This is a genomic window from Flavobacterium sp. ZE23DGlu08 (assembly GCF_030505335.1).
GTDB classification, from domain to species: Bacteria; Bacteroidota; Bacteroidia; order Flavobacteriales; family Flavobacteriaceae; genus Flavobacterium; species Flavobacterium algoritolerans.
The window spans coordinates 2,261,219-2,278,343 of sequence record NZ_CP130045.1; the positions used below are offsets into that span (position 1 = coordinate 2,261,219).

General features: G+C 36.9%; 16 protein-coding genes and 1 tRNA gene. 6 read left to right on the forward strand and 11 right to left on the reverse strand.

Annotated elements, in window-relative coordinates; all coding sequences use genetic code 11:
- Nucleotides 1-58: 58 nt before the first annotated feature.
- The gene (locus Q1W72_RS09835) at nt 59-1,972 is read right to left on the reverse strand and encodes a S9 family peptidase (protein ID WP_302135005.1); all 1,914 of its coding nucleotides are present in this window, start codon (nt 1,970-1,972) and stop codon (nt 59-61) included.
- A gap of 256 nt (nt 1,973-2,228) precedes the next feature.
- Here Q1W72_RS09835 and Q1W72_RS09840 point away from each other — a divergent pair, with 256 nt between their 5' ends.
- Nucleotides 2,229-3,341, forward strand: coding sequence for an FAD-binding oxidoreductase (locus Q1W72_RS09840; protein ID WP_302135007.1), 1,113 nt, complete (start codon nt 2,229-2,231; stop codon nt 3,339-3,341).
- The gene (gene mtgA, locus Q1W72_RS09845) at nt 3,341-4,087 is read left to right on the forward strand and encodes a monofunctional biosynthetic peptidoglycan transglycosylase (RefSeq protein WP_282710971.1); all 747 of its coding nucleotides are present in this window, start codon (nt 3,341-3,343) and stop codon (nt 4,085-4,087) included. Before Q1W72_RS09840 ends, mtgA begins: the two co-directional genes overlap by 1 nt.
- Before the next feature lie 140 nt (nt 4,088-4,227).
- On the opposite strand, the gene Q1W72_RS09850 is transcribed toward mtgA, so the two are convergent.
- Together Q1W72_RS09850 and Q1W72_RS09855 are read right to left on the reverse strand one after the other, a co-directional pair.
- The gene (locus Q1W72_RS09850; RefSeq protein WP_099714182.1) at nt 4,228-4,482 is read right to left on the reverse strand and encodes a GIY-YIG nuclease family protein; all 255 of its coding nucleotides are present in this window, start codon (nt 4,480-4,482) and stop codon (nt 4,228-4,230) included.
- Between the two features lie 48 nt (nt 4,483-4,530).
- Nucleotides 4,531-4,607, reverse strand: a tRNA-Ala gene (locus Q1W72_RS09855).
- Nucleotides 4,608-4,821: 214 nt separating this feature from the next.
- Between Q1W72_RS09855 and Q1W72_RS09860 the strand changes: the two genes are divergently transcribed.
- The 3 genes from Q1W72_RS09860 to Q1W72_RS09870 all read left to right on the forward strand — a co-directional run bounded on the left by Q1W72_RS09860 (nt 4,822) and on the right by Q1W72_RS09870 (nt 7,187).
- Complete coding sequence (locus Q1W72_RS09860) at nt 4,822-5,589, forward strand: enoyl-CoA hydratase/isomerase family protein (protein ID WP_302135010.1); 768 nt, start codon at nt 4,822-4,824, stop codon at nt 5,587-5,589.
- Nucleotides 5,590-5,965: 376 nt separating this feature from the next.
- On the forward strand, nt 5,966-6,430 hold the full coding sequence (locus Q1W72_RS09865; protein WP_099714184.1) for a 6-carboxytetrahydropterin synthase: 465 nt from the start codon (nt 5,966-5,968) through the stop codon (nt 6,428-6,430).
- 4 nt (nt 6,431-6,434) lie between these two features.
- A complete protein-coding gene (locus tag Q1W72_RS09870; protein ID WP_302135012.1) occupies nt 6,435-7,187 on the forward strand; it encodes a UDP-2,3-diacylglucosamine diphosphatase in 753 nt (250 codons plus the stop codon).
- 3 nt (nt 7,188-7,190) lie between these two features.
- Here the strand turns inward: Q1W72_RS09870 and Q1W72_RS09875 are convergent, their stop codons facing one another.
- The 6 genes from Q1W72_RS09875 to Q1W72_RS09900 form a co-directional block, all read right to left on the reverse strand.
- Nucleotides 7,191-7,547, reverse strand: coding sequence for a hypothetical protein (locus Q1W72_RS09875; protein WP_282715140.1), 357 nt, complete (start codon nt 7,545-7,547; stop codon nt 7,191-7,193).
- 146 nt (nt 7,548-7,693) lie between these two features.
- A complete protein-coding gene (locus tag Q1W72_RS09880) occupies nt 7,694-8,962 on the reverse strand; it encodes an MFS transporter (RefSeq protein ID WP_099714187.1) in 1,269 nt (422 codons plus the stop codon).
- Nucleotides 8,963-8,972: 10 nt separating this feature from the next.
- Nucleotides 8,973-10,673, reverse strand: coding sequence for a single-stranded-DNA-specific exonuclease RecJ (recJ, locus tag Q1W72_RS09885; protein WP_302135016.1), 1,701 nt, complete (start codon nt 10,671-10,673; stop codon nt 8,973-8,975).
- A gap of 75 nt (nt 10,674-10,748) precedes the next feature.
- Complete coding sequence (locus tag Q1W72_RS09890) at nt 10,749-11,093, reverse strand: HopJ type III effector protein (protein ID WP_302135018.1); 345 nt, start codon at nt 11,091-11,093, stop codon at nt 10,749-10,751.
- Between the two features lie 7 nt (nt 11,094-11,100).
- Entirely contained in the window at nt 11,101-11,814 is a 714-nt protein-coding gene (gene rsmI, locus Q1W72_RS09895) for a 16S rRNA (cytidine(1402)-2'-O)-methyltransferase (protein WP_302135020.1), read from the reverse strand.
- A gap of 76 nt (nt 11,815-11,890) precedes the next feature.
- Complete coding sequence (locus tag Q1W72_RS09900; protein WP_099714191.1) at nt 11,891-12,871, reverse strand: hypothetical protein; 981 nt, start codon at nt 12,869-12,871, stop codon at nt 11,891-11,893.
- Between the two features lie 244 nt (nt 12,872-13,115).
- On the opposite strand from Q1W72_RS09900, the gene Q1W72_RS09905 reads away from it, so the two are divergent.
- The gene (locus tag Q1W72_RS09905; protein WP_099714192.1) at nt 13,116-13,709 is read left to right on the forward strand and encodes a thymidine kinase; all 594 of its coding nucleotides are present in this window, start codon (nt 13,116-13,118) and stop codon (nt 13,707-13,709) included.
- A 193-nt stretch (nt 13,710-13,902) separates the two neighbouring features.
- On the opposite strand, the gene rpoN is transcribed toward Q1W72_RS09905, so the two are convergent.
- Nucleotides 13,903-15,369 carry an RNA polymerase factor sigma-54 gene (rpoN, locus tag Q1W72_RS09910; RefSeq protein WP_099714193.1) on the reverse strand — a complete coding sequence of 489 codons (1,467 nt, stop codon included), beginning with the start codon at nt 15,367-15,369 and terminating at the stop codon, nt 13,903-13,905.
- 80 nt (nt 15,370-15,449) lie between these two features.
- Nucleotides 15,450-16,886 carry an asparagine--tRNA ligase gene (asnS, locus tag Q1W72_RS09915; protein WP_099714194.1) on the reverse strand — a complete coding sequence of 479 codons (1,437 nt, stop codon included), beginning with the start codon at nt 16,884-16,886 and terminating at the stop codon, nt 15,450-15,452.
- Nucleotides 16,887-17,125 lie beyond the last annotated feature (239 nt).

The following is a 17,125-nucleotide window of genomic DNA, read 5'->3' on the forward strand; positions in this document are numbered from 1 at the left end:
AAATATAAAAAAACCTCACTGAAAAGTGAGGTTTTTTGTTTTTCATCGATATATAAATCTACAAAGTTTCTTTCAACCATTTGAAAAATTCACTTTGCCAAACCTGAGCATTCTGAGGTTTTAATACCCAATGATTTTCTTCTGGGAAATACAAGAATCTACTTTTTACTCCTCGTAGTTGTGCCGCTTGAAAAGCTTCTTGTCCTTGTCCAGTTGGTACACGAAAATCTTTTCCGCCTTGAATAATTAAAATAGGTGTATTCCATTTTTGTACCAGCGTCATTGGATTGAATGTTGTGTAAGCTTTTTGCGCAACAGCATTGTCTTTTTCCCAATAAGCACCACCAAAATCCCAGTTAGTAAAGAAAACTTCTTCGGTAGTTCCATACATACTTTGAGTATTAAAAATACCGTCATGGGCAATAAAAGTTTTGAATCGGTTGTTGTGTATTCCAGCTAAATAGAAAACAGAATATCCGCCGTAACTAGCGCCAACACATCCTAAACGTGTTGCATCAACATATTTTTCCTTTGCTACATCATCAATTGCAGATAGGTAATCATCAATTACTTGTCCGCCCCAATCTTTACTGATTTGCTCATTCCATTCTACGCCATGACCTTGCATACCGCGTCGGTTTGGAGCAACAACAATATACCCATTGGCAGCCATCAACTGTAAATTCCATCGGTAAGAATAAAATTGTGTCAATGGAGATTGTGGTCCGCCTTGACAATATAAAAGTGTTGGATATTTTTTTGTGGCGTCAAAATTAGGCGGAAGTACCACCCAAACTAACATTTTTTTACCATCCGTAGTCGTTACATATCGTCTTTCTGTTTTGCTTAACGCCAAAGAATTATAGGTAGCTGTATTGACATTGGACAATTGTTTCCAAGTGCTTTTCTTTAAATTATACGAATAAATTTCCGCCGCATGATTCATGTCGGTTCTCGTTACAATAATGTTGTCACCAGAAAAACCAACTAAATCATTGACATCAAATTCTCCAGTGGTGATTTGGCGAACGTTGATTGCTCCCGAAGCTTCGGGATTGGTCAGAGCCGGAAAATTAACTTCAAATAACTGTTTTGTTCCGTCTATTGGCGCCACAAAATAGATTTTTTTCCCGTCAGGGCTCCAAATGAAATGATCGACTGTTCCATCCCAATTCGCCGTTAAGTTCATTTTCATGCCTTTGAAACTAACAATCAGGTCGTTTTTATCGGCTTCATAACCGTCTCGTTTCATTTGTAACCAAGTCAAATTTCCTGTAGGAGAAAATTGAGGAGCTGTATCATATCCGAGATTTTCTTCGGTTCGATTGCTAGTTTTTCCAGTTTCCAGATTGTATTCGAAGATATTGGTGTTGGTAGAAACTGCATAATCGGTCCCTGATTTTTTCTTACTTACATAAAGGATACTTTTGCTGTCTGGTGACCAAATATAATCTTCATCCCCACCAAAAGGTTTTTGTGGACTGTCGAAATTTTCTCCTTTTAGAATGTCAATTCCCACTGCGCCTTCTTTGTTTTCTTTGTAAAAAACATGATTGTATTTGCCTTCGTTCCAAGTATCCCAATGGCGATAATTCAAGCCATCGTAGATTTGAACATCTGATTTTTCCAGTTCAGGATAAAAATCTTTTCCGTGAATATTTTCGATTTTCACTTCTTCATTGTAAACAATATATTTCCCGTCTGGAGAAATGTTCTTGTCTTTTAATAGATCTTTAGTCTCTTTTACTTCGGTTGGATTTCCACCATTTACGGGTAAAATGTAGAATTTTGTTTCCGATTTGTTTTCTTGAACAGAAGGAGTTGCGACTTTATAAACTATATTTTTTCCATCTTTGGAAATACCTAAAGGAGTTACTCTTCCTAGTTTCCAAAGTAGTTCTGGAGTCATTACATTTTGTGCTATAGCATTTAAACTCATCATTAATAAGGGTATAAGCAGTATTTTTTTCATTTTAATAATTGATTTTTCAAGCTATAAAATTAGCCAATTTAATTTGATGTTTTTTCGTTTTTAACACTTGCTTTTTAGCCCTGATACTAGTGGAAATCCTTTTATTTTTTTCTTTAAAAAAATAAAAGATTACTTCACACTACTTTTATTTTAATTGGAGTTCAGTGAATTTATTTGCAACGGATAGCGGGATTAGCTCCTGAAATAAATTCAGAATAAATCCAAAAAATTATTATTTTTATGAAAAAAATTGAACATGGATTTGAGCTATTGGGAATTAAAAAACTGGTTTACTGATGTAGATTATACCATCGTAGGAAGCGGTATTGTAGGTTTACATGCTGCATTACGCTTGCGCGAAAGATTCCTTGAAAGCAAAATTCTAGTGTTGGAAAAAGGAATGTTACCGCAGGGAGCGAGTACGAAAAATGCTGGCTTTGCCTGTTTTGGAAGTCTTTCAGAAATCATAGACGATTTAAAATCCCATTCGGAAGAAGAAGTGATTCATCTTGTTCAAAAACGATGGAAAGGCTTGCAATTGTTGCGAAAAAGACTCGGTGATGACACGATAGATTTCAAACCGTATGGTGGATATGAGTTGTTTTTAAAAGACGATGAAAGTTGTTACAGTGAGTGTGTTGGGAAATTGCCCTTCATCAATGAAATTTTAAGACCACTATTTAAGGCGAATGTTTTTGCCAAAGAAGTAGACCGTTTTGGGTTCAACGGCATACAGGAATATTTAGTTTTCAATCCGTTTGAAGCACAAATAGATACCGGAAATATGATGCAGGCGTTGTTAAAAGAAGCAGTTTCTAAAAATATTTTAATTCTAAACCAGCAAACCGTTACTTCTTATTTCGATAAGGGAAATGGAGTAGAAGTGGCACTTGGTGATTTCAGTTTTAGTACCAAAAAAATATTGTTTGCGACTAACGGTTTTGCAAATACATTGACAACTGGAGCTGTTAACCCGGCCAGAGCGCAAGTTTTAATCACTGAACCTATTAAAAACTTAGATATAAAAGGAACTTTTCACTTGGATAGAGGGTATTATTATTTCAGGAATATTGGCGACAGAATATTATTGGGAGGTGGAAGAAATCTGGATTTTGAGACGGAGAACACAACCGAATTTGGACAAACAGAAATTGTCCAAAAAAAATTGGAACAATTATTAAAAGAAGTAATTTTGCCTCATCAGGATTTCCAAATTGCACACCGTTGGAGCGGCATCATGGGTATTGGTAACAGCAAAAGTCCCATTGTTTCACAATTATCTGATAATGTCTATTGTGGTGTACGATTGGGCGGAATGGGAGTAGCAATAGGAAGTTTAATTGGAACAGAATTAGCAGATTTAGTATAATGGCAACGAAAATAACACCAAGAAAATCAAGACAACCCGTTAAAAAAGAACCTACCTCTCTTATGAGCAAAATAACTCGTTTTTTATTCAAAGCATTGCTATGGTTCTTTGGACTCTCTTTGTTTTTTGTGGTACTATTTAAATTTGTTCCGGTTCCGTTTACGCCTTTAATGGTGATTCGGGCGATTGAAAACAAAACTGCCGGAAAAGAAGTTTTTTTCAGTCACGACTGGGAACCAATTGAAAACATCTCCATGAATCTTCAAAAAGCCGTTATTGCCAGTGAAGATGGAACGTTCCTGAAACACAATGGTTTTGATTTTGTCGCGATGCAAAAAGCATATAAAAGCAATGAAAGAGGACGAAGAATAAAAGGAGGAAGCACCATATCGCAACAAACCGCCAAAAATGTATTTCTTTGGCAAGGACGAAGTTATTTGAGAAAGGGACTTGAAGCGTATTTCACAGTTTTAATCGAAATCATTTGGGGAAAAGAACGCATTATGGAAGTGTATCTGAATAGTATCGAAATGGGAAATGGTGTTTATGGAGCACAAGCAGCCGCAGAACATTGGTACAGAAAAGGAGCTTCCAGTCTCACGCCGATGCAAGCAGCAGGAATTGCAGCCATTTTACCCAATCCAAGAAAATATTCGGCAACCAGTTCTTCTTCGTATATCAACAGACGAAAAGCTAAAATCGTTCGTGTGATGCGACAAGTGGGGAAAATAGATTATTCTAAATAGTTTTTAGCAGTCTTAAAAAGTAATCAAACAATTTCTAAAAATAAAAAACCGTAAACTCTTAATTAAAAGATTTTACGGTTTTGTTTTGTGGAGAATATCGGATTCGAACCGATCACCTTCCCGAATGCTTTCGGGACACTCTATTCAGATGATTCTTTTGATATTAAAAATTCAATATATTTTCTACTTTTCTTCTTTTTGATTTCCATTTCTCTTTGTACAGCCAATGAGCGTGAATCAAAACTTTCAAAATAAACCATTATCCAATCTTTAGCCACTTTTGTGTAAGTACTTCTGCTATTTAAATGGTCATTAAGTCTATTTTCAATATTTTCACAGGAACCAGTGTAATATTTGTCTAAAGTTTTAGAGAAAATGATATAAGTATAAAACATAGGATTTAAAATAAAAAAGCCTCACATCTCTGTAAGGCTTGATTTTACTGGTGGAGAATACCGGATTCGAACCGGTCACCTCTTGCCTGCCAGGCAAGCACTCTAGCCAAATGAGCTAATCCCCCCAATATTATTTATAAAGTAATTAAGAACTTCGAACTAATTGCCCTCCCGAAAGCTTTCGGGATACTCTAACCAAATGAGCTAATCCCCCAAACGTGTTCGCAAATATAACATATAAATTTTCCAAAAAGCAAATTTCAAAATACAAATCCATTCTATTTGAAAAAAAGCCAAATCCTCCTTTACTTTTTTTAACTTTACATCAAAATCCCCGCTATGGTATCAGAAAACCCAACAGGTTCGCTCTTCACAACAATCGAAAATAAAATTGCAACCGTTTCATTTGGTCATCCTTCGAGCAATTCTTTTCCAAGAGAATTATTGAATCGTTTAACAAATGAGTTCGCTATTTTAAGCACAAATCCAGCTGTTTCGGTGATTGTTATTCAAAGTGAAGGCTCGGGAGCTTTTTGTGCAGGCGCTTCTTTTGATGAACTTTTGGCTGTTTCTGATGAAGCAGCAGGAACCCATTTTTTCTCTGGATTTGCGCATTTAATCAATGCGATGCGTTCGTGTTCCAAGCTTATTGTGGGCCGCGTTCACGGAAAAGCAGTTGGCGGCGGCGTAGGAATTGCGTCAGCTTGTGATTATACATTGGCGACAAAAAATGCATCAATAAAACTATCAGAATTGGCAATCGGAATTGGTCCCTTTGTAATAGAACCTGTAGTTTCCAAGAAAATCGGAAAGACGGCAATGGCCGAAATGACGCTTGCAGCCCACGAATGGAAAACCGCTGATTGGGCTGCAGCCAAAGGATTGTACGCCAATACTTTTGAAACCGTCGAAGAACTGGATGCCGCAATAGCTGATTTCAGCGCTAAATTATCCAGTTATAACCCTGAAGCTTTACTGGAAATGAAAAAAGTGTTGTGGGAAGGAACGCAACATTGGGATACATTGTTGCTGGAACGCGCCGCGATTTCGGGTAAATTGGTGCTGTCTGATTTTACCAGAAAAGCGTTGTCCCAATTCAAAAAGTAATTTTTTCAGGATTTATTCTGTCCCGACGCTTCGGGATATTTCAGGAGCTATTTCCTGCTATCCGTTGCAATCTTTTAGTACCCTGTCAGGGTTCGAAACCCTGACAGGGTAACAAAAGGATTTTCACTCCTATCAGGGCTAGGTCTCAGTGGAATCCGAATATTTTTTTGACTAATTTTTGTTTTGTTTACCATTAAGAAATTAAGTTTCATCAAGATCTTAACTTAATTTTTCTTAATTTCTTAATGGTTTAATTATTATATTTTTTATGCTTCTTTGTAAAACTACGTGTAATAATTCCTTAAAATCGTTTGCCCTACATTTACATCCCATTTCTCATATCAATTTGCTAAATTTGCATCAAAATTAAACTCCGATGAGCAATATCAGAATTACAAAACAATTTAGTTTCGAAACCGGACACGCTTTATACGGTTATGACGGGAAATGTAAAAATGTTCACGGACATAGTTATAAATTGTCAGTAACGGTAATTGGAACTCCAATTACAGATCGTTCCAATGTGAAATTTGGAATGGTGATTGACTTCACGGATTTAAAGAAAATTGTAAAAGAAGAAATTGTAGATCAATTTGACCATGCAACTGTTTTCAACGGAACGACTCCGCATATCGAATTGGCAAACGAATTAATGAGCCGCGGACACCACGTTATTTTGGTAGATTACCAACCAACAAGCGAAAATATGGTAGTCGATTTTTCTCAAAGAATCATCAGCCGATTACCGGAAGGAATCACTCTTTTCTCTTTGAAATTACAAGAAACCGAATCTTCTTTTGCAGAATGGTTTGCTAGTGATAATATGAAATCCATACTGTAACTTCATGCAATTACCCAATAACAAAAAAATATATTTCGCCTCCGACCAGCATTTTGGCGCACCAACACCTGAATTGAGTTTTCCGAGAGAACAAAAATTTGTGGCTTGGCTCGATGAGGTAAAAGGCGATGCCGAAGCTATTTTTCTATTGGGCGATTTATTTGATTTTTGGTTCGAATACAAAACTGTAGTCCCAAAAGGATTTATTCGTGTTTTAGGCAAACTCGCCGAAATCCGAGACAGTGGAATCCCTATTTATTTTTTCGTGGGAAACCATGATTTATGGATGGAAGATTATTTCCAGAAAGAACTGAATATTCCCGTGTTTCATGACAATCAAGAATACACTTTTGCAGATAAAACATTCCTTATTGGTCACGGTGACGGAAAAGGTCCTGGAGATTTAGGATACAAACGCATGAAAAAGATATTTACAAATCCGTTTTTCAAATGGCTTTTTAGATGGCTTCATCCGGATATTGGCGTGAAACTGGCGCAATACCTTTCCGTAAAAAACAAATTGATTTCTGGTGATGAAGATGTGACTTTTCTTGGCGAAGACAACGAATGGCTAATTCTCTATTCCAAAAGAAAACTGGAAACCAAACACTACAATTACCTTATTTTTGGCCACCGCCATTTGCCTATGAAAGTAACCGTAGGTGAAAATGCCGAGTACGTAAATCTAGGCGACTGGATTACGTATTTTACTTATGGCGTTTTTGATGGCGAGAATTTTGAGATTAAAAAGCATTAAACCCTAATTCATTCCCTCTCCATACAAATATTCATCTAGATTTATTTTAAACAAAGTACCTTCCACCAAGTCTTTTACGGCATCTAATTCTTCCATGGAAACAGCCAAATCAATTTGGGAACAAGGCGTTTTTAGTAAAAATTTGTGACATTTGTTTTTCAGTTCACAATCCTCGCAGCATTTATTTTGGAAATAGCTGTCCTCAATACAGCGCTTAAATAGTTGCAGTTCCTGTTGGGTAAAATAAAAACCCATTTCTCTAAAAACCAGTTGGACTTTGTCCAGTACAATGCCATTATCCTTTCTCCAGTAAAAAGAAGTACCTAAATTGTTATGATATATTTGTTTTATTTCTTGCATCTGTCATCAGTTTGAAACAAATATAAGTATTATTTATATTTATTCTAAATAATAAAACATAAAAAAGACATAAAAAAGTCGGTAAGTAATCTTGAGATTATTTTACCGACGAGCTATAGCAAGTGTTTTTTCTAAAAAACTATTTATTACTCGCTCTTTTCGTGTTCTTCAATATCTTTTTGTAAGTCTAGTTTTCTAAAAGTAGGCGATACGGCTCCGGTAAGAAATACGGTAATCAATGTCATGCTTCCGCCAAAGACCACTGCGCTAACAGTTCCCATTAGCTTTGCAGTTAAGCCGCTTTCAAAAGCTCCTAATTCATTAGAGGAACCTACAAATATAGAATTCACAGCTGCAACTCGGCCTCGCATGTGATCGGGAGTTTTCAATTGCAAAATAGTTTGGCGTATCACCACCGAAATCCCATCGAAAACACCGCTTAAAAATAAAGCAATAACTGATAACCAAAAAATCGACGAAAGTCCAAAAACGATAATACAAATCCCAAACGCAAAAATTGCCGACAGCAGTTTCATACCCGCATTTTTAGTAAAAGGAATATAAGCGGAGATTATCAGCATTAAAAAAGCTCCAACAGCAGGAGCGGCTCTCAAAACACCAAATCCCTGCGGTCCCACTTTTAAAATATCTTGTGCAAAAATGGGTAATAAAGCAACGGCTCCACCAAAAAGAACGGCAATCATATCTAATGATAAAGCGCCTAAAATCGTCTTATTGTTGAAAACAAATTTTACGCCTTCTTTCAAACTTTCCATAATAGGTTCCCCAATTTTTGGATTCAAAATAGGCTTCGTTGCTATTTGGGTTAAAGCGATTAAAGCAAAAAGTGAACATCCCAAAACGATAGACATTGACCAATGAACGCCAATCCAATTGATGGAGAAACCAGCTACTGCAGGTCCTAAAACCGAACTTATTTGCCATACGGAACTGCTCCATGTGGCAGCATTTGGATATATTTTTTTAGGAACAATCAATGCCAAAAGAGAAAATATCGTCGGGCCAAGAAAAGCACGGACCAATCCTCCTAGAAACACGAAAAAGTAAATGGAGTATAAAATAGTTTGGGTAGAAAAATCTTTGATAAACGGTGGCCACGTAAATAAAAACAAGCCCAAACTAATGATTGAAAACCCTAAAATACATTTGAAAAGCAATCCTTTTTTCTCCTTTTGATCAACAATGTGTCCGGCAAATAATGCCATCGAAATAGCTGGAATGACTTCCATTAATCCAATAATTCCTAATGATAACGGATTTTTAGTCAAACTGTATACTTCCCATTCAATCACGATAAACTGCATCGACCAACCAAAAACCATGGCAAAACGCAATAATAAAAAAATGTTGAATTCTTTATAACGCAGGGCTGAGTATGGGTCATTTTTTTTCATAGCAACAGAATCATTGTTTAATATCTCGCAATCGCAATTGCAAACTTAATTTACCTTTCCATTCGTTTTCATCAATGCAATACACGGCTTGAAAAGGTTTTTGATGGGTAGTCAGTTCGATTTTGTTACCCAAATTAAAACCAATTGCAGTGATGCCTTCGGTCCCGAGGCTACGGGATTGTTTGACAAAAAGTTTTAAGTGTTCGTCTTCTTGTCCAAGCGGTTTTCCATAACCGGTATCTTTGATGTTTTTAGTCAGGAAAATTGGAGTCATATTTTGTGGTCCGTACGGTTCAAATTGTTTCAGGATTCTAATTAATTTTGGGGTAATATCCGCAAAATCAATTTCGGCATCAACCGCAATTTCGGGCGTCAACATATCCGGATGAATGGTTCTTTCGACTTCTTTTTCGAAAGCATCTTTGAAAATTTGGTAGTTTTCTTCCTTTAAAGTCATTCCCGCAGCATACATGTGACCACCAAATTGTTCCAAATGTTCGGTACACGCTTCGAGCGCATTATACACATCAAATCCTTTTACGGATCGTGCCGAAGCCGCATATTTATCGCCACTTTTGGTAAAAACAAGTGTCGGACGATAATAGGTTTCTATCAATCGGGAAGCTACAATTCCAATCACACCTTTGTGCCAATCTTCTTGAAAAACTACCGAGGTAAAACGTTCTTTTTCATTGTTTTCCTCAATTTGTTTTAACGCTTCTTTGGTGATTAATTTGTCTAAATCCTTTCGCTCCGAATTATAGGCTTCAATTTCGGAAGCAAATTGTTGGGCTTGCTCAAAATCAAATTCGGTTAATAATTCCACCGCATGATTCCCGTGTTTAATGCGTCCGGCGGCGTTTATTCTGGGTGCGATGATGAAAACAACATCGGTAATATCTAAAGTTTGTTTTTTTATTTGGTGAATGATGGCTTTGATTCCCGGTCTTGGGTCAGAATTGATGACTTGCAATCCAAAATAAGCCAGTACCCGATTTTCTCCGGTCATCGGGACAATATCAGCAGCAATCGCAGCTGAAACCAAATCCAAATACGGAATCAAATCATCGATTGTCTGGTTTCTGTTTTTTCCCAATGCCTGAATCAATTTGAAACCGATTCCGCAACCGCATAATTCATCATAAGGATAAGTACAGTCGTCTCGTTTTGGGTCGAGAACGGCAACGGCTTCGGGTAAAAAATCTCCCGGTCTGTGGTGATCACAAATGATAAAATCGATGTTTCGTGCTTTGGCGTAAGCCACATGATCGATAGACTTTATACCGCAATCCAAAGCAATGATGAGTGAAAATCCATTGTCATCAGCAAAGTCAATTCCCTTAAAGGATATTCCATAACCTTCGTCATAACGATCGGGAATGTAGGTCGCCACGTTTGGATAATAGGTTTTTAAATAGGAAGAAACGAGTGAAACCGCAGTTGTTCCATCGACATCATAATCGCCGAAAACGAGAATATTTTCTTGATTGGCTATCGCTTTTTCAATTCGTTCCACTGCTTTTTCCATATCTTTCATCAAATATGGATCGTGCAAATGGTCTAATGAAGGTCTGAAAAAAGCCTTAGCTTCTTCGAATGTTTCAATACCGCGCTGCACTAATAACGTAGCCACAAAATCTTCCACATTCAAAGCTTTCGCCAAATTTTTCACGGTATCTTCGGAAGGTTTTGATTTGAGGGTCCAACGCATATTAGTTTAGGATTTTAGATTTTGGAATTAGGAATTTGAAAAAGGAATAACCGCAAATTCGCGGTTCAACTATTTTTATTTCAATACTAAAGCACTTCCGTAAAATGCAATTCCATCCCAACCGGTTTTCATGAAATTGCGAATATTCTGGTGATCGGTTCCTTCTGGGTTTTTCAAAACGTCCTCAAAATAATAGGCTCCAAAACAAGACAATGTTTCTTTCTCAGTTAAATCTTGCAATTGGGCAAAAGCAAATAATTTGCAAGAGCCGGAATTTTCTCCTGCGGCATTGTGTTGCAAACCGTTTTCAAATGCCGTTGGAGTAAAGTCGTAGTCTTGTTCAATGGTTGCAATAGTTTCTGTAAATGCTATTGCTTCTGGAGTTTGTTTTAATTTTTCTAAGAAAGATGCTGGACTCATAATTATTTTATTCTTCAGATGAGAATTTGGATTTTTTAGGTTCTTTTGTTATTGGTTTTCCGCCTACAACCACAACAATTTCTCCTCTTGGAGCTATTTTTTCAAAATGAGTCAAAACTTCTCGTACAGTTCCTCGAACATTTTCTTCGTGTAATTTTGATAATTCTCTGCAAACACAAATCGGTCTGTCTTCTCCAAAATAAGTAATAAACTCCATTAAAGTTTTTAGTAATTTATGAGGAGAAACATACAAAATCATCGTGCGTGTTTCTTCGGTTAAAGCCAAATAACGGGTTTGTTTCCCTTTTTTGTCAGGCAAAAAACCTTCAAAAACAAATTTATCATTAGGTAAACCACTATTCACTAATGCAGGTACAAATGCTGTTGCGCCTGGCAAACATTCTACTTCAACTCCATTTTCGACACAAGCGCGGGTTAATAAAAAACCAGGATCCGAAATGGCAGGCGTTCCTGCATCTGAAATTAAGGCAATATTTTCTCCGGCTTTTAAACGGGAAATTAAATTCTCCACGGTTTTGTGCTCGTTGTGCATGTGATGGCTATACATGTGCGTGCCAATTTCGAAATGCTTCAGTAATTTACCGCTCGTCCGAGTATCTTCGGCGAGAATCAAATCGACTTCTTTAAGAATTCGAATGGCTCGAAAAGTCATGTCTTCGAGATTGCCAATTGGCGTAGGAACGATGTATAATTTTGACATAGATAAAATAATTAAATACAAATTCTATAGAAAATCTGTATTTGTTCAAATGTATATTCAGAAAGTTTAAGGAAGTTTACAAGAATTTCTTCTCTATAATATCCATAAAACGTTCCTCATATTCTTGTTTTCCTTCCCAGTTATTGTAGTCCGGTTTTACCATTTCCTGAATAAAATCTCTGGTTTCGTAGAACGTATCAAACGTGATTAATTGATTTAAAACGCGGTTGTAATCTTCGCTGCTGTTTCCAAAAAGGTGTTTTATAAAAGCAATGCGATCATTCAAATCGATGTTGATTCCTTTGGCTAATTTTTCGTTCAGCGAAACTGTTTTTGGTTCAACAGCTTCTTCTTTGACAGGTAATACTTTTTCTTCCTCCGCAACGATTTCTTTTGGAGTTTCGATTACTACTGCAGTGGGAATATTTTCAATTTGTTGCACTTTTACAAACTGGGTGTCATGGTAATTTCCGCCCAATAAATCTTCGAAAGAAATTTGTACCGGTTCCATTTTCTTTGGAGCTTCCACTTCCGTTTCTACTTCCTCCTCTTGAGATAATTCAAAAGCCGGAGTGAACGCTGTCGTTTCAGGTGCTGAAGTTTCTTTTTCCTCCACAACTATTTCTTCCTCAATAATGGCTTCTTCTTTTTCTTCTTCCGGAGTTACTTCTTCATTAGAAATTGTCTCTTCCAAAGGAACTTCAACAGTTTCTTCTTCCACAATATTTGTTTCAGATTCAGATTCATCAGCAGTTGTTGTTGCTTGTTCCAAAGGCGTTTCAGCAATTTCTTCGACAACAGTTTCTTCGATTACTGCTTTAGCTTCCGGTTGAACCGATTCTGTTTTATCAAAAATGGATTCAATTTTCTGCTCTATTTCAGCAGCGCCAATAGTTGGTTTCGCCTCACTAAAGTGCTCGTCTACAAATCGTAAGACAGAAAGTTTTTCATATAATTTCTGCGTTTCCAGATATAATTGATTGATGTCAGATTTATTTTTTAATTGTAATATTCTGTGTGCAATGCTGATTAAATCGGCTTCCAATTTTTTTTTCATAACTTTTGAAATTATAGTGTGTTAGGCGGGTCTTTTTAATAAATATCTTCCTATTTTTATTTAGCATAAGGAAGAAGGAACCTTTGCTCGCATGATTTTATTTTTTAAATAAGAGCTCGCGAATCTCCGATTCAATAAAAATGTTATACTTTTGAAACGACGTAAAAGTATAAAATTTTTAAGTCGGTTTTATCCATTACAAAGTAATAAAAACTATTCATTTTTTAAGTCAGAAAAATACAAAATGTTTCTCGAAAATACAGTAAATCATAAAGAACAATTTGGTTGGATCGAAGTCATTTGTGGCTCCATGTTTTCGGGTAAAACCGAGGAATTGATCCGTCGTTTGAAAAGAGCGCAGTTTGCCAAGCAAAAAGTAGAAATTTTCAAACCGGCAATCGATACGCGCTATGATGATGAAATGGTCGTATCGCACGATGCCAATGAAATCCGTTCTACGCCCGTTCCTGCTGCCGCAAATATTGCTATTTTGGCGCAAGGTTGTGATGTCGTAGGAATTGACGAAGCACAATTTTTTGATGACGAAATTGTCAAAATTTGTAATGATTTGGCCAATCAGGGAATACGAGTAATTGTTGCCGGATTAGATATGGATTTCAAAGGAAATCCTTTTGGTCCGATGCCCGCATTAATGGCAACTGCCGAATATGTTACCAAAGTACATGCCGTGTGTACCCGCACCGGAAATTTGGCGAATTACAGTTTCCGAAAAACTGACAATGATAAACTGGTCATGTTAGGCGAAACCGAAGAATACGAGCCGTTAAGCCGTGCCGCTTATTATCATGCGATGAAGAAGGATCAGGAGAAAAAATAGAAATCCTCTCCTCTCCCGACGCTTCGGGACTCTCCGAAGGAAAGGGAGCTGAGACAGGATTGAAATATTAAAGTTTTGAAAATTAAAAACCCTTTCAGAGTTTAGAACTCCGAAAGGGTTTGTCTTTTTATAAAATCATTTTTTAGCAACACTAAATCTTAAATCGTTAATCAGCATTCTAAAATCAACATTCTTACATTTTCTTCCTCATTCTCGCTACCGGAATATCGAGTTGTTCCCTGTATTTTGCAATGGTTCTTCTCGCGATTGGATAGCCTTTTTCTTTAAGAATTTCGGCTAGTTGATCGTCTGGAAGTGGTTTTTTCTTGTCTTCTTCCTCAATAGTGTTCTGGAGAATTTTTTTGATTTCCAATGTCGAAACATCTTCACCTTGGTCATTTTTCATCGCTTCCGAGAAGAATTCTTTAATCAGTTTCGTGCCATAAGGCGTTTCTACATATTTGCTGTTCGCAACACGTGAAATTGTCGAAATATCAAGACCCACCATATCGGCAATGTCTTTCAGAATCATCGGTTTCAACTTGGTTTCATCACCATCCAGAAAATATTCTTCCTGATAATGCATAATCGCATTCATGGTTACATAAAGTGTTTCCTGACGTTGGCGAATCGCATCGATAAACCATTTAGCCGAATCCAGTTTTTGTTTGATAAACTGCACCGCATCTTTTTGCTGCGCTGATTTATCTCTGGAATCCTTATAGGTTTGCATCATTTCCTGATAATCTTTGGAAACGTGCAGGGAAGGAGCATTTCGCCCGTTTAAGGTAAGTTCCAGTTCGCCGTCCACAATTCTGATGGCAAAATCAGGAACTACATTTTCCGTTACTTTGTTGTTTCCGGTAAACGACCCGCCTGGTTTTGGATTCAGTTTTTCTATTTCGTGAATCGCTTTTTTAAGTTGCTCATTCGAAACATTGTATTTTTGTAACAGCTTGTCGTAATGTTTTTTGGTAAACGCATCAAACTGATTTTCGATAATATCAGTGGCTAGCTCTACGTATTCCGTTGGTGTTTTGTGTTTCAATTGCAACAATAAACATTCTTGCAAATCACGCGCTCCCACACCGGATGGTTCCAGTTCATGAATCACCTGCAGCATTTTCTCCACCATTTTTTCATCGGTGTAAATGCCTTGTGTAAACGCCATGTCGTCTACCATATCTGGAACGCTTCTGCGGATATAGCCCATGTCATCAATACTTCCTACCAGAAATTCGGCAATTTCCCGCTCTTCATCATTCAGGATAAAAGTATTCAACTGATTGATTAAATCCTGATGAAAACTTACTGGCGCAGCAAAAGGCGTTTCGCGATCTTCATCGTCGTCACTGTAATTGTTGGCCTGTGTTTTATAATCTGGAGTTTCGTCGTTGCTTAAATATTCGTCAATGTTGATGTCTTCGGCTTCAATTCTATCTGATTCCGAATCATCATAATCGTCATAATCTTCGTTTTCGAACTCGTCCTTTTCATACTCATCTTCTTCTTTTCCGGCTTCCAAAGCTGGATTCTCGTTCATTTCTTCCAATAAACGTTGTTCGAAAGCTTGCGTAGGCAATTGAATTAACTTCATCAACTGAATTTGTTGAGGAGATAATTTCTGTGATAATTTTAAATTTAGAAATTGCTTTAGCATTAAGTTTAATCGTTTATTTGTTTAATCGTTTATTCGGGATGATCGGTTAAACAAATAAACGATTAACCGAATAAACCTTTTTAGAATTCCGCATTCATTGGTGTTCTAGGGAAAGGAATTACGTCACGAATGTTTGTCATTCCTGTTACAAATAATACCAATCTTTCGAATCCAAGTCCAAACCCTGAGTGAACCGCTGAACCGAATCGTCGAGTATCAAGATACCACCACAATTCTTCTTCATCAATTCCTAAGGCTTTCATTTTTTCAACCAAAACATCAAAACGCTCTTCTCTTTGAGATCCTCCCACGATTTCTCCAATTCCTGGGAAAAGGATATCCATCGCACGAACCGTTTTTCCGTCTTCGTTCAAACGCATGTAAAATGCTTTGATATTTGCCGGGTAATCAAACAAGATTACTGGACATTTAAAGTGTTTCTCCACCAAATAACGTTCGTGTTCTGATTGTAAATCAGCACCCCATTCGTTAATGATATAGTTGAATTTTTTCTTTTTATTTGGCGTACAATCTCTTAAAATATCAATTGCTTCGGTGTATGAAACACGCTTGAAATTGTTTTCCAAAACAAAGTTTAATTTGTCAAGCAAAGCCATTTCGCTTCTTTCAGCAACTGGTTTTGATTTCTCTTCGTCCAATAATCGCGTTTCTAAGAATTTCAAATCTTCCGGACATTTGTCCATCGTATATTTGATTACATACTGAATAAAATCTTCGGCCAAATCCATGTTGTCATTCAAATCATTGAAAGCCACTTCTGGCTCAATCATCCAAAATTCCGCAAGGTGGCGCGAAGTATTCGAGTTTTCCGCTCTAAAGGTTGGCCCAAAAGTATAAATCTGACCCAAAGCCATGGCGAAAGTTTCTCCTTCTAATTGTCCCGAAACCGTAAGGTTCGTTTCTTTCCCAAAGAAATCTTCTTTGTAATTCACTTTTCCGTCTTCTGTTCTTGGCGTTCCGTCAAATGGCAAAGCGGTAACTTTAAACATTTCACCAGCACCTTCAGCATCCGAACCCGTGATGATTGGCGTATTCACATACACAAAACCTTTCTCTTGAAAATAACTGTGAACCGCATACGACAATACCGAACGTACTCTCATAATTGCTCCAAACATATTGGTACGAACTCTTAAATGCGCATTTTCACGCAAGAAATCCAAGCTCGGTTTATTTTTTGGTTGTATCGGGAATTTCTCTGCATCTGAATCTCCAAGGATTTCTAGTTTAGCTACCTGAATTTCAAATTTTTGTCCGGCACCTTTACTTTCTACCAAAGTTCCTGTTACTGAAATCGCAGCTCCAGTTGTAATTCTCTTCAAGGTTTCGTCTGGCGTGTTCTCAAAATCGACAACACATTGTATATTATCAATGGTTGAACCATCGTTTAAGGCAATAAATTGATTGTTTCTAAAAGTTCTCACCCATCCTTTTGCATTCACTTCATGAAGCGTTGTTGTGCTGTTTAGTAAGTCTTTAACTTTTGTATGTCTCATTTTATGTATATAATTGATATTAAAAATTGTCTCGTGACTGAACTGCAAATATAAATGATTTGTTTGAAAAGTCATTGTAAGAAATAGGGTAATCAGGAGCTATTTCCCGCTATTCGCTATATCTTTTACTTTTTAAAGGAAAAAGTAAAAGGATGTCGCTATTATCGGGGCTAGGGAATAGTGGAATTATATTTTTTAAACGGATTTATTACTCATGCAAGTTTTTTAGGCACAATAAT